We start from the raw sequence: 12,343 nt of genomic DNA on the forward strand, positions 1-12,343 counted from the left end.
GCTGTTCCACCCCGCTGTCAGCACAAGGAAGCTGGCAATGAGCACGTTTGCCGTATGGCCAGGCCTTACGGTGGCAGGCGCCCCCATGGATACCCCTGACGCTTGCTTCCCCCGAGCACACGACCATGCTATTCAACGCCCATAAAAAAACCATCAGTACCCTGCAAGCCACCATTGCCCAGCAAGCCAGCCTTCTCGACGCCATCGACCGCTCAATGGCGGTGATTGAATTTGATCTGCAAGGCACGATCCTGCGGGCCAACGAGAATTTCCTCAAGGCCATGGGCTACACCGCCGACCAAGTCGTGGGCCAGTCCCACCGCCTGTTCTGCACCCCGGCCTTTGCCCGCAGCGCCGAGTACGGCCAACTGTGGACGCAATTGCGCAACGGCCAATTCCAGTCCGGGACCTTCGAACGGGTGACCAGCGGCGGCCAGCCGATCTGGCTGGAGGCCAGCTACAACCCGGTGCGCGACGAGTCCGGCAGCGTGGTGAAAGTGGTGAAGTACGCCATGGACGTCACCCCGAAAATGCAGGCCGAGAGTGAAGCCAACGCCAAGTTGCAGGCCATCGACCGCGCCATGGCGGTGATCGAGTTCAACCTCGACGGCACCATCATCAGCGCCAACCAGAATTTCCTGCAGCGCATGGGCTACAACCTGGCGCAGGTGCAGGGCAAGCATCACCGCATGTTCTGCACACCGGAGCTGGCCAACAGCAGCGCCTACAGCGATTTCTGGCGACGGCTGAACCAGGGTGAGCTGTTCAACGGCCAATTCGAACGCATCGACAAAAACGGCCAGGTGGTGTGGCTGGAAGCCAACTACAACCCGGTGTACGACGCCAGCGGGCGCCTGTGCAAGGTGGTGAAATACGCCTCCGACGTCACGGCCATGGTGGAGAAACACGCGGCCGACGCGCAAAGCGCCACCCAGGCTTATCACATCTCGCTGCAAACCCGGGACATCGCCGAAAAAGGCGCCGAGGTGATCCAGCAGACCGCCACCGGCATGCGTGAGATTGCCGCCAATATCGACGGTTCTTCCGCGCTGATCGCCAAGCTGGGCGAGCGTTCGCAGCAGATCACCGCCATCGTCAACACCATTCGCGGGATTGCCGACCAGACCAACCTGCTGGCATTGAACGCTGCCATCGAAGCCGCACGCGCCGGCGAACAAGGGCGTGGCTTTGCGGTGGTGGCCGATGAAGTGCGGCAATTGGCGGCGCGCACCAGCGGTTCAACGGCCGAGATTTCGTCGATGATCGAGATGATCCAGACCGAAACCCGCCAGGCCATCGACAGCATGGACGGTACCCGCGACCGCGCCGCCCAGGGCGTGGACCTCGCCAACCAGGCCGGCACGGTGATCCTGCAGATTCGCGAAGGCGCCAGCGAGGCGGTGCAGGCTGTGAGTGCGTTTGCCAATGAACGGGGCAACAGGTAAGCGACAGGCTTCTTCATGTGCCAGGCCGAGGGCTCGGTCTATAGTGGTGGCTTGTCTTACGCCACGGATTCGAGCCCGCCATGACCCCGGATAAACCTGAAGCCAACGTTGACCACCTGCGCTTTCATCGTAAACACGCCCATCTCGCGCCGACCTTTGGCAACGACACCTTTGCGTTGAAAGCCGAAGCCTTCGCACGCTTCTTTGGTACGCCGACGTTCCTGGGGGCGCAAACGGCAATCGTGATTCTGTGGGTCGTGCTCAACATGACCGGCATCACGCACTTTGACGTCTACCCGTTCATCCTCTTGAACCTAGCGTTCAGCCTGCAATCGGCCTACGCCGCGCCGTTGATTTTGCTCGCCCAGACCCGCCAGGCCGCACGGGACAAGGCCCAATCCGACGCCGACGCCCAGCACCGCGAAGCCCTGGCCGTGGCCAACACCGAACGCCAGGCCCAGGCGGCGCAGACCACCAAGCAACTCCTGGAACTGTTGGAGCAGAACACCAAGCTCACCGAGATGACCAAACAACTGACCGAACGCATCGAAGGGCTGACCAGCGAAATGCACGACCAATTCGTGCGCAAGACCTGACCCTCCCACGCATCCCGTGTGGGAGCTGGCTTGCCTGCGATTGCATCACCGCGGTATRCCTGATGSACCRCRKCGCCTGTATCGCAGGCAAGCCAGCTCCCACAGTTATCTCACCGGCAAACGCACATGCTGGCCCAACTGATCAAATAACGTCACCACCGAGCGCAAGGCCCGGCAATCGGGGCGCGTCAGCAGCCACAGGGCGGTGTCGTGCCCCACCAGCGGCGGGCTCAACGGTTGCAGGTCCGCGCCCAGCAGGTAATCCGGCAACGCGGCCACGCCGAGTCCCGCGCGCACCAACTCGGTTACCGAAACCATGCTGTTGCAGCGATAGGCCGGCATCACTCCCGGCAAGTGCTGGCGCCGCCAGGTGACGGTGGGGTGATCCGGCAGGAAGTCATCCGGCGCGATCCAGTTCAGGGCCGCCAGTTCCTCCCCCGCATGCTGGCGGGCATAGTCGGCACTGGCGCACACCCGATACGACACCGTGCCCAGGCAACGTCCTACCAGATGCTCGGGCGGTGCCTTGGTCAGGCGCAGGGCAATATCCGCATCGCGGCGACTGAGGTTGGCGAAGTCATTGGACGTGCTCAGCTCCAGGGTCAACGCCGGGTAGCCCGGCATGAACTGCGCCAGGGCCGGCAGCAACAGTGACTGCAATACCGAGTCCGTGCACGTCAGGCGCACCGTACCGCTGATCACTTCACCGCCCTGCTCCACTCCCACACGTGCTGCCTCCAGCGCCTGTTCGGCACGTTCGGCCTGCTCGGCGAGGGTGGTGGCCAAGGTGGTGGGCAGGTAGCCGGCGCGGCTCTTTTCGAACAGCGTCTGGCCCAGTGCCGTCTCCAGCCGCCGCACCGCGCGAAACACCGTAGACACATCCACCCGCAGCAACGCCGCCGCCCGCGCGAGCGTGCCGCCGCGCACCAGGGCGAGGATCAGGGAAAGGTCTGGGTAGTCGATCTGATAGTGCGCCGCTGCATTGAACATGTGTGTTAACGCCAATATTGATTGCGTGAACGCCAATCTATAGTGAGCGCCAGGACTCAACAAGCCACGGATACCCTCGATGAATAAAACCACCCTGCACCTGGCCCTGATCGGCGACTACGATGCACAGGTCACCGCCCACCAGGCCATTCCCCTGGCGTTGCAACAGGCCGGCGCGGCGCTGGGCCTGACGGTGCGGTTCGACTGGCTGGCCACCGACACGATCAAATCCACCGAACAACTGCAGCACTACGACGGCTTCTGGTGCGTCCCCGCCAGCCCTTACCGTGATCTGGACGGCGCCCTGCTGGCCATCCGTTATGCCCGTGAACAGCGGCGCCCTTTCCTCGGCACCTGCGGCGGTTTTCAACACGCGGTGCTGGAATATGCCCGCAACGTGCTGGGCTGGGCCGACGCAGAACACGGCGAACTGGCTCCCGATTCGCCCCGTGCAGTACTCACGCCCCTGACCTGTGCGCTGGTGGAAGCGACCGACACCATCCGCTTGATGGCCTATACCCGCATCGCCGAGGCCTACGCCACCCTGGATATCCATGAAGGCTACCGTTGCCGCTATGGCATCAATCCAGCGTTCGAAAGCGCATTGCTGGAAGCCGACCTGATTGCCAGCGGCCATGACTCGGCGGGTGACCTGCGGGCGGTGGAGTTGCTGGGCCATCCGTTTTTTGTCGCCACCCTGTTCCAGCCGGAACGTGCGGCGCTTAAAGACGTCACCCCGCCGCTGGCCATTGCGCTGCTGAAGGCCTGCGCATGATCGCCAAGACACCCAAACCGCCGTACTACGCCGTGGTGTTCAGTTCATTGCGCACTGAAGGTGACAACGGTTACGGACAAGCCGCCGACCGCATGCTGGAACTGGCCCGGCAACAACCCGGTTTTCTCGGCGTGGAATCGGCGCGCGGGGACGACGGGCTGGGTATCACGGTGTCCTACTGGAGCAGCGAAGCCGCGATCCTGGCCTGGAAGCAGCACGCCGAACACACTGAGGTGCGCGAACAGGGCCGCGCCACCTGGTACTCGGCGTGCCATACGCGGGTGTGCAAGGTGGAGCGGTCTTACGCGTTCGAGCGCTGAAACCTCAGCCCGTGTAAAACACTTAATGTGGACAAGGGAGGCTCTGTGGTGAGGGCGCTTGCTGTAGTGAGGGAGCTTGTGTGGTGAGGGAGCTTGCTCCCGCTGGGCTGCGAAGCGGCCCCAAAATCTTGGGAGCGCTGCGCACTCCAGCGGGAGCAAGCTCCCTCGCCACAGCAAGCTCCCAMGCCACAGCAAGCTCCCAAGCCACAAAAAGCGCTCCAGCCGCAGGGCTATGCGGCACTCAACTGACCAGACTGCGCACCGCACTGATCTGTGGAATCTCCACCCGACGCATGTACACCCGCAGCGGTTCCGTGATGTTGATGCGATCGTCGATGTTCTGGTCCAGCAACAACTGGATCCGCTCGCGGGACAAGGTCATGGCCTGCCCGTCGACCGGCAGCCAGACAAACTCGGCGGTTGGGATAATGCCGTCATCGGCCACGTCCATGCCGAAGGAGTCTTCGCTGAAACGGACGATGTACTGGCCAGTCTTGCGGTTCAGGCCGACAAAACCCTGGAGTTGGTCGGCGGCCTGGCAGATAAGCTCGGAGGTGATGCGCATGGTAAACCTCACTGAAAAGTCCTACTTGGACTGGAAAGATGGTTTACACGCGTGGCAGGAAAATCTGCCCTCTGATGGGGCAATTCAAGGCAAGAGTACTGCATCGCACCGCACAAAAGTGCAGAAAAATGGCCGGTGAACACGTTAATGTCGGTTTGGTGATAGCGCCATTCGCAAGCAATTGTTAAAAAGGAGCCCTTCTCAAAGTTACCTCCACGAAAGGACTTCGCATATGCCTGTCACGTTTACCAAGAGTGCCCTGCTGCTGGCCCTGATGCTGGGCCTTGGCCAGGCACAGGCGGCAAGCCCGATCAGCCCTACCGAACTCGCGGCCAACGAAGGCATCCCGCACCCTGCCGTGATTGCCCACCGTGGCGCCTCCTTCGATGCACCGGAATCCACCGCCGCCGCCTACAAAGTCGCGCGCGACCTGGGTGCCGACTACCTGGAAATGGACCTGCAGCGCAGCAAGGACGGCGTGCTATTCGCCCTGCATGACAACAACCTGCAACGCACCACCGACGTCGCCACCAAGTTCCCGGAGCGCAAGGACAGCCCGGCCAACGAGTTCACCTGGGCCGAGCTTAAAACCCTGGACGCCGGCAGCTGGTTCAACGCCGCCTACCCGGACCGTGCCCGCCCGGGCTTCGTCGGCCTGAAAATCCTCAGCCTGGACGAAATCATCAAGATCGCCGAAGGCAACCCGCAGCACAAACCCGGCCTGTACATCGAAACCAAGGAGCCGAAGCAATTCCCGGGCATCGAGGCCGACCTGAAGAACAAGCTGCTGGATAAAGGCTGGTTGAGTTCCACCGGCTCCAACCAGGCCCAGAAAAACATCGGCGTCGGCCAGGGCAAGGGCCGCGTGGTGCTGCAAACCTTTGAGAAAGACAGCCTGAAAGAACTGCAAAAAGAGATGCCCAACACCCCGAAAATCCTGCTGTTGTGGGTAGGTGAAGGCAGCATCGAACCGAAATCCAAGGTGCCCTTCGCCGAGTCCGGCGAGCCGAGCAAAGCCGCCTACTACGCCAAGCAGGAGCCGAAGGACGCCGCCGAGTTCGAAAAATGGATCGACGAGGCCAAGAGCCTGGGCGCCATCGGTACCGGCCCTTCGGCACAACTGACCAACCTGGGCGACCAGAGCTACTCCGACCTGGTCAAACCCGAGATGAACCAGTTGACCCACGACAAGGGCTTGCTGGTGCACGTGTACACCGTGGATGAGCCGGTGGACTTCGACAAGGTCATGAAAGCCGGCGTCGATGGCATCTTCACCAACCGCGCTGCCGAACTGCTGAAGTACTACAAGCGCTGGCCATCCTCGAGTGTGGCCGACCTGCTGCAGGACAACGGTTACTGAGTGAGCCCCGAATGGTCAGGTCGCCTGTGGCTGGGGCCTGACTACGGGCTGATCCAGGGCATACCGGGGCGCACCGCGCCCCACGCACACTATGCCCATCAGCTGATGTTCTCCGCGGGCGGGCCGGTCACGGCCAGCCTCGATGGCCGTGCCATCACGGCCCATCGCCTGTTTATCCCGTCCAGAATGCCCCACGCCATCCTCCAAACCCATGGTGAGGTATTGATGGTGTATGCCGAACCCGGCGCATTTGATATCGCCCCCTTGCAGGCCGCCCTGGCCGACAGTGAACGGTCCCTGGAAGCACTCGAGCGCACGCTGCGCCAATTGCCGAGACGCGCACTGGAAGATGCCAGGGTGGAGCGCGCGCTGTCGGCGCTGGATCAGCAACTGAGTGGCAAGGTCTCGGCCCACGCCCTGGCACAGGCGGCGCACGTTTCGTTGAGCCAGCTGGAACGTTTGTTCGCCAACCAACTGGGTTTGCCGGTACGTCGCCTGGTGTTGTGGCGGCGCTTGCGGGTGGCGCTCGGACTGGCGCTCGGCGGCAGCACCTTGACCGAGGCTGCCCATGGCGCCGGGTTCGCCGATTCGGCGCATTTTTCCCGGACCATGAAACAACTATTCGGCGTCACGGCCGGGGCGTCGTTGCGCAACCTGCACGTACGAATCCTGGACTAGACCCGCGGGAACCGGCGGCTCCTTGCTCAATTGCACCGTCCTGAACGGGTCGCGCAACTGCGCCACATACTCCCGCGGAAAATCCGGCCGGCTGCCAATCCCCAAGTCGCCCTGCCCCATTCGATAGTCATGGCTGTAAAACGCCGTGCCCAACAGCCAATCCCACAGATTGAAAAACAAGCCGAAATTCACATCCCCAGCCCGGCCATATTTCATGTGATGAAAACGATGCACCGGCGCCCAGGCGAACACCCAGCGCTGCGGCCCCAGGCGCATGTTGACATTGGAATGCTGCAACAGCAGCTGCACGGCAATCGCCAGGGCCAGCAGCAGCGCCACCTCCGTGGGAATGCCCAGCAGGATCAACGGCGCCAACCCGGCCGTGGCTTCCAGCATCTGGTGCAACGGATGCTTCATCAAGCCATTGAAGCCATACAGCCGTTGCACGCTGTGGTGCACCGCATGCAGGCGCCACAAGGCAGCGACTCGGTGGCTGGCGTAATGCATCAGGGTGATGCCCGCATCGGCAATGAAGATCGCCAGCAGCAATTGCGCCCAGAGCGGCCACGCCCGCGGCCATACACCGTCGACGGCCAACAGCGCGGTCAGCACCGGCAAGATCAACAAGCCCACCGCATTGAGGCCCTCATTGACCAACGCGTGAATCAAGTCGCGACGACGATCACCCTGGTTGCGATTCCACTGTGGCTCATAGGGCAACCACCACTCGGCGATAAACGACACCGCCACCGCCAGAACAAATACCAGCCCCAGCCACTGCAGCGCATCCCTCTGCACCAGCCACAGCGCCCACCCGATAAACCCCGCCCAAAACAAGGGCGCATACACCCAGGCCATTAACTGTTTCATCTGTGCCTCCCGTAAGTGAGACGCCAGCATGAAACCCCGCACTCGCCGCCGATTGAACAAACGGCGCAATTTTAAGGGTGAGTTAAGTTGCGCTGGTTAACCTGATCCCACTTAAACAGCTCACCCCAAAGGATCACACCATGAAAAACCTGACCGCTCTGTTCGCTGCTGCCGCCTTGACCCTTACCGCCGGTTTGGCCCAGGCCGATGTTCGCCCGGACCAGATTCCGAGCCTGCTCAAGTCCGGTGCCGTGATGGATTTTGAAAAGCTCAACGCCAAGGCCGTGGCCCAGCACAAAGGCTCCACCATCGTTGACACCGAACTGGAAGACAAAGCCGGCCGCCTGGTCTACGAGACCGAACTGCGTGACACCAGCAACGTGAAGTGGGACGTGAAGCTGGATGCCAAGACCGGCGAAGTCCTGGAAAACAAGCAAGACACTTGAGTTGAACCGCAAAAACGCCGCGCCGCCTTCGGGCCGCGCGGCGTTTTTATGCGCGCTCGTCGCCCAGAAGAGCAATTAGTCTAATTAGCGTGAACGAATTTGTACCTTACGCCGCCAAGCTCGCTAGAATCCCAACCATCAGCCAAGGCACAACGCCAGCAGCATCAGGACCGGAACCGTTCGCCATGGGGCAAAAAGCCGTCGACATTGCCACCATTGGCAGAATCAGCGCCGTCCCGGCGATTCTCCAGGTAGTCAGCGAGATGACCGGCTTGCGTTTTGCGGCCGTGGCCCGGGTCACCGATGATTCCTGGACCGCCTGCGCCGTGCGCGACCAACTGGACTTCGGCCTGCCCGTGGGTGGCGAGCTGGACCTGACCACCACCCTGTGCCACGAAATACGCGACTCCCACGTCTCGATCGTGATCGACAAAGCCAGCGAAGACCCGCTGTATCGCGACCACCACACGCCGCGTATCTACCACTTTGAAAGCTACATCTCGGTGCCGGTGTTCCGCACCGACGGGCGTTTCTTCGGCACCATCTGTGCCCTGGACCCGAACCCGGCGCAACTGCGCAGCAGCACCATCCAGTCGACCATGGAGTCGTTTGCCCGGGTGCTGTCGCTGCAGATCGAAGCCGAAGAAAGCCTCCAGCAGACCGAAGCCGACCTGCAGCAGGAGCGCGAAACCGCCGAACTACGCGAACAATTCATCGCCGTGCTCGGCCACGACCTGCGCAACCCGCTGTTCGCCATCAACGTCGGCGCCGAACGCCTGCTGCGCAAACACCCGGACCCGGCCACCGACACCCTGGTGCGGCACATGCTGGCCAGCGGCCGCCGGGCCTCGCAACTGGTGGAAGACGTACTGGACTTTGCCCGCGGGCGAATGGGCAGCGGCATCCCGGTGAACATCAGTGAATGCACCGGGCTTGAAGACACTTTGCAGCATGTGGTGGAAGAGGTGCAGCACGTGCACCCCAAGCGGCTGATTCACGCCAGCATCGGCAATCTCAAGGGTGTGAAAGGCGACCGCGAGCGGCTCGCGCAATTGCTCTCCAACCTGGTCGCCAACGCCATCAGCCACGGCAATCCGCAAGGGCCGGTTGAAGTCAGTGCGCAGGTCAACGCCGGCACGTTTGAGTTAACGGTGAAAAACCTTGGGCTGATCAGTGAGCAAGCCATGCCGCTGCTGTTCCAGCCCTACTCCCGACCGACGGGCGCCCTGCCCCAGGCCGGGTTGGGCCTGGGGTTGTACATCGTCAAACAGATTGCCGACGCCCATGGCGGGCGGCTGGAAGTGTCTTCCAGCGAGCAGGACGGCACGGTGTTCAGCTTCAGCTTGCCCGCAGGCGATTGACGGCCACCTCAAACCGTCACAAAAGCGTCAAATTCAGTTGCCATGATGCGCTCAAGTGAACCTGTGAAATTTCCTACAGGCACTTTCCCTGCGAGCCTCCATGAACCACAGCATCGACCACAGCCACCAGGACTCCGACCTGTTTGGCTTGCTCTACGGTTTTCGTTTCCGCCCCGGTGAAAAGGGCGAACAGATTGATTCAGCCACTGCCCTTGCGGCCTTGCAGCAACCCGGTGACCCCGACGAATTCCTCTGGCTGCATTTGAACCTGGCCCACGCCGCCTGTGAGCGCTGGATGCAGGCGCACCTGAACCTGCCGGAAGAATTCTTCGAAGCCTTGCACGAAGGCTCACGCTCCACCCGCATCGAACACGTGGACTCGGCCTTGCTGGCGGTGGTCAACGACGTGGTCTTCAACTTCAGCAGCATGGTGTCTTCAGACATTTCAACCTTATGGGTGTGCGCCCGCAGTCGGCTGCTGATCAGCGCGCGCCTGCAACCGCTGCATTCGGTGGACAAGCTGCGCTCGTCGGTTAAGGCCGGTGAACACTTTCGCTCGCCGCTGGAACTGCTGGTGCATTTGCTGCGGGACCAGGGCGAGGTGCTGACACAGATCGTGCGCAAGACCAGCCTCAGCGTCGACCAGATCGAGGACCAGTTGCTGTCGTCACGCCTGTCCACCAACCGCGCCGAACTGGGTGCCGCGCGCCGGGTGCTGGTGCGCCTGCAACGGCTGCTGGCGCTGGAGCCGGGCTCGTTGCTGCGGCTGCTCAATCGTCCGCCCCAGTGGCTGCAGAAGGAAGACGTGAAAGAGCTGCGCAAATCCACCGAGGAGTTTGCGCTGATCATCAACGACCTGATGGCGTTGGGTGAGCGGATCAAGCTGCTGCAGGAAGAGATCGCCGCCAACCTCAACGAACAGAGCAACCGCACGTTGTTCACCCTGACCGTGGTCACGGTGCTGGCGTTGCCGATCAACATCATTGCCGGTTTTTTTGGCATGAACGTTGGTGGCGTGCCGCTCTCCACAGACCCGGAAGGCTTCTGGATTCTGGTGGCGCTGGTGGCGACATTCACCCTGATTGCCGGACGCTGGGCATTTCGCAAGCGCAAGGATTATTGAATTTGAAATGCGATCAATGTGGGAGCTGGCTTGCCTGCGATAGCGGTGGTGACTGATACACCGCTATCGCAGGCAAGCCAGCTCCCACATTTTATCGGCGGTGTTTTATAGACCGGCGGCAACTTCAATTCCCTAAACACTGATTTACCGCAGCATCTCTGTAACATTCTGCAACGATCATGACGGATATCCTCCCTCAACACTGGATGTTCCGGCATGGCAACCCCTTCGCTGACCGCCTCCACCGCCTCCGTCACCAACGATCCCAAACCGCGCCTGGACAAAAAACCGGGCCTGGTGACGGTGATCATTTTCTTCGCCGTACTCGCCATGGGCCTGTTGTTCACCGCCTACAGCCTGATGCACGACATGCACGAGCTGGGCACGGTGGTCACCACCTGGACGCCGTTCCTGCTGCTGGGTGTGGCGCTGTTGATCGCCCTGGGCTTCGAGTTCGTCAACGGCTTCCACGACACCGCCAACGCGGTGGCCACGGTGATTTACACCAACTCATTGCCACCGCATTTCGCGGTGGTGTGGTCGGGCTTTTTCAACTTCCTCGGCGTGCTGCTATCCAGCGGCGCGGTGGCGTTCGGCATCATCGCGCTGCTGCCGGTAGAGCTGATTCTGCAGGTCGGCTCCTCCGCCGGCTTTGCGATGATCTTCGCGCTGTTGATCGCCGCGATCCTGTGGAACCTCGGCACCTGGTGGCTGGGGTTGCCGGCGTCGTCGTCCCACACCTTGATCGGCTCGATCATCGGCGTTGGCGTGGCCAACGCACTGATGCATGGCCGTGACGGTACCAGCGGTGTGGACTGGGGCCAGGCGATCAAGATCGGTTATGCGCTGCTGCTGTCGCCGCTGATCGGTTTCGCCTTCGCCGCCCTGCTGTTGCTGGCGCTGCGGGCCTTCGTGAAAAACCGCTCGCTGTATAAAGCGCCGAAAGGCGACACCCCGCCGCCGTGGTGGATTCGCGGCATGCTGATCGCCACCTGTACCGGTGTGTCGTTTGCCCACGGGTCCAACGACGGCCAAAAGGGTATGGGCCTGATCATGTTGATCCTGGTGGGCACCCTGCCGATGGCCTACGCGTTGAACCGCACCATGCCGGCCGGTGAGTCGTTGCAGTTTGCCGCGGTGGCCGAAGTCACCCAGGCCGCCCTGGTAAAAGCGGCGCCGCAACTGGCTCCTGCCGACTCTCGCGGTACCTTGTCGACCTACGTGCGCACCAAGGAAGCCACGCCGGAACTGGTGCCCGCCCTGGCCGCCATCACCGGGCATATCGGTGAAGAAGTGAAGAGCTACGGCTCCCTCGCCGCCGTACCGGCCGAGGCCGTGGGCAACGTGCGTAACGACATGTACCTGACCAGCGAAACCATCCGCCTGATGGACAAGGGCAAGGTCGGCAACTTCGACGCCGACACCCAGAACAAGCTGCAACTGTTCAAGCAACAGATCGACAACGCCACACGGTTTATCCCGCTGTGGGTCAAGATCGCCGTGGCCATCGCCCTCGGGCTCGGCACCATGGTCGGCTGGAAACGTATCGTGGTGACGGTGGGCGAGAAGATCGGCAAGACCCACCTGACCTACGCCCAGGGCGCCTCGGCCGAGATGGTGGCGATGCTGACCATCGGCGCGGCAGACATGTATGGCTTGCCGGTGTCCACCACCCATGTGCTGTCGTCGGGTGTGGCCGGGACCATGGTGGCGAACGGCGGTGGCTTGCAGATGAAGACCATCCGCAATTTGCTGATGGCCTGGGTGCTGACATTGCCGGCGGCGATTCTGTTATCGGGCAGCCTGTACTGGCT

The 12,343-nt window shown here is 62.0% G+C and carries 13 protein-coding genes; 10 read left to right on the forward strand and 3 right to left on the reverse strand.

The features are described 5' to 3' along the window. The first annotated feature begins 125 nt into the window (after positions 1–125). On the forward strand, positions 126–1,445 hold the full coding sequence (locus JV201_RS22250) for a PAS domain-containing methyl-accepting chemotaxis protein (protein WP_219406050.1): 1,320 nt from the start codon (positions 126–128) through the stop codon (positions 1,443–1,445). 80 nt (positions 1,446–1,525) lie between these two features. Beyond that, the gene (locus JV201_RS22255) at positions 1,526–2,041 is read left to right on the forward strand and encodes a DUF1003 domain-containing protein (protein ID WP_003211469.1); all 516 of its coding nucleotides are present in this window, start codon (positions 1,526–1,528) and stop codon (positions 2,039–2,041) included. A gap of 105 nt (positions 2,042–2,146) precedes the next feature. Here the strand turns inward: JV201_RS22255 and JV201_RS22260 are convergent, their stop codons facing one another. Further along, positions 2,147–3,031 (reverse strand): LysR family transcriptional regulator, encoded by an 885-nt coding sequence (locus tag JV201_RS22260; RefSeq protein ID WP_003211467.1) that lies wholly within the window; start codon positions 3,029–3,031, stop codon positions 2,147–2,149. Positions 3,032–3,110: 79 nt separating this feature from the next. Here JV201_RS22260 and JV201_RS22265 point away from each other — a divergent pair, with 79 nt between their 5' ends. Beyond that, positions 3,111–3,806 (forward strand): CTP synthase, encoded by a 696-nt coding sequence (locus JV201_RS22265; protein WP_177035203.1) that lies wholly within the window; start codon positions 3,111–3,113, stop codon positions 3,804–3,806. Continuing rightward, positions 3,803–4,126 carry an antibiotic biosynthesis monooxygenase gene (locus JV201_RS22270; protein ID WP_003211463.1) on the forward strand — a complete coding sequence of 108 codons (324 nt, stop codon included), beginning with the start codon at positions 3,803–3,805 and terminating at the stop codon, positions 4,124–4,126. The genes JV201_RS22265 and JV201_RS22270 overlap by 4 nt, the downstream gene beginning before the upstream one ends. Positions 4,127–4,367: 241 nt before the next feature. Here the strand turns inward: JV201_RS22270 and JV201_RS22275 are convergent, their stop codons facing one another. After that, positions 4,368–4,691: a DUF2025 family protein gene (locus tag JV201_RS22275; RefSeq protein WP_008432956.1), complete on the reverse strand. Its 324-nt coding sequence runs from the start codon at positions 4,689–4,691 to the stop codon at positions 4,368–4,370. Positions 4,692–4,923: 232 nt separating this feature from the next. Here JV201_RS22275 and JV201_RS22280 point away from each other — a divergent pair, with 232 nt between their 5' ends. After that, on the forward strand, positions 4,924–6,051 hold the full coding sequence (locus tag JV201_RS22280; RefSeq protein WP_134327191.1) for a glycerophosphodiester phosphodiesterase: 1,128 nt from the start codon (positions 4,924–4,926) through the stop codon (positions 6,049–6,051). Continuing rightward, entirely contained in the window at positions 6,052–6,729 is a 678-nt protein-coding gene (locus JV201_RS22285; RefSeq protein ID WP_219406051.1) for an AraC family transcriptional regulator, read from the forward strand. Here the strand turns inward: JV201_RS22285 and JV201_RS22290 are convergent. Continuing rightward, positions 6,670–7,599: a sterol desaturase family protein gene (locus JV201_RS22290; RefSeq protein WP_219406052.1), complete on the reverse strand. Its 930-nt coding sequence runs from the start codon at positions 7,597–7,599 to the stop codon at positions 6,670–6,672. The two genes, JV201_RS22285 and JV201_RS22290, sit on opposite strands and share 60 nt — an antisense overlap. Before the next feature lie 140 nt (positions 7,600–7,739). Here JV201_RS22290 and JV201_RS22295 point away from each other — a divergent pair, with 140 nt between their 5' ends. The 4 genes from JV201_RS22295 to JV201_RS22310 all read left to right on the forward strand — a co-directional run. Then, the gene (locus JV201_RS22295) at positions 7,740–8,045 is read left to right on the forward strand and encodes a PepSY domain-containing protein (RefSeq protein ID WP_219406053.1); all 306 of its coding nucleotides are present in this window, start codon (positions 7,740–7,742) and stop codon (positions 8,043–8,045) included. 185 nt (positions 8,046–8,230) lie between these two features. Next, the gene (locus JV201_RS22300) at positions 8,231–9,406 is read left to right on the forward strand and encodes a GAF domain-containing sensor histidine kinase (RefSeq protein WP_087693151.1); all 1,176 of its coding nucleotides are present in this window, start codon (positions 8,231–8,233) and stop codon (positions 9,404–9,406) included. A gap of 100 nt (positions 9,407–9,506) precedes the next feature. Continuing rightward, on the forward strand, positions 9,507–10,529 hold the full coding sequence (locus JV201_RS22305; protein ID WP_003211449.1) for a transporter: 1,023 nt from the start codon (positions 9,507–9,509) through the stop codon (positions 10,527–10,529). Between the two features lie 216 nt (positions 10,530–10,745). Further along, on the forward strand, positions 10,746–12,343 hold a 1,598-nt coding region (locus JV201_RS22310; RefSeq protein ID WP_219407214.1), incomplete at its 3' end, for an inorganic phosphate transporter.

It is taken from the genome of Pseudomonas sp. Colony2 (genome assembly GCF_019382755.1).
Classification (GTDB): Bacteria; Pseudomonadota; Gammaproteobacteria; order Pseudomonadales; family Pseudomonadaceae; genus Aquipseudomonas.

Excerpts from the sequence above, each read along its gene's own strand:
- JV201_RS22255 (WP_003211469.1), top strand. The coding sequence starts at position 1,526 with ATGACCCCGGATAAACCTGAAGCCAACGTTGACCACCTGCGCTTTCAT.
- JV201_RS22275 (WP_008432956.1), bottom strand. The coding sequence starts at position 4,691 with ATGCGCATCACCTCCGAGCTTATCTGCCAGGCCGCCGACCAACTCCAG.
- JV201_RS22265 (WP_177035203.1), top strand. The coding sequence starts at position 3,111 with ATGAATAAAACCACCCTGCACCTGGCCCTGATCGGCGACTACGATGCA.
- JV201_RS22260 (WP_003211467.1), bottom strand. The coding sequence starts at position 3,031 with ATGTTCAATGCAGCGGCGCACTATCAGATCGACTACCCAGACCTTTCC.
- JV201_RS22305 (WP_003211449.1), top strand. The coding sequence starts at position 9,507 with ATGAACCACAGCATCGACCACAGCCACCAGGACTCCGACCTGTTTGGC.
- JV201_RS22270 (WP_003211463.1), top strand. The coding sequence starts at position 3,803 with ATGATCGCCAAGACACCCAAACCGCCGTACTACGCCGTGGTGTTCAGT.
- JV201_RS22300 (WP_087693151.1), top strand. The coding sequence starts at position 8,231 with ATGGGGCAAAAAGCCGTCGACATTGCCACCATTGGCAGAATCAGCGCC.
- JV201_RS22250 (WP_219406050.1), top strand. The coding sequence starts at position 126 with ATGCTATTCAACGCCCATAAAAAAACCATCAGTACCCTGCAAGCCACC.
- JV201_RS22295 (WP_219406053.1), top strand. The coding sequence starts at position 7,740 with ATGAAAAACCTGACCGCTCTGTTCGCTGCTGCCGCCTTGACCCTTACC.
- JV201_RS22280 (WP_134327191.1), top strand. The coding sequence starts at position 4,924 with ATGCCTGTCACGTTTACCAAGAGTGCCCTGCTGCTGGCCCTGATGCTG.
- JV201_RS22290 (WP_219406052.1), bottom strand. The coding sequence starts at position 7,599 with ATGAAACAGTTAATGGCCTGGGTGTATGCGCCCTTGTTTTGGGCGGGG.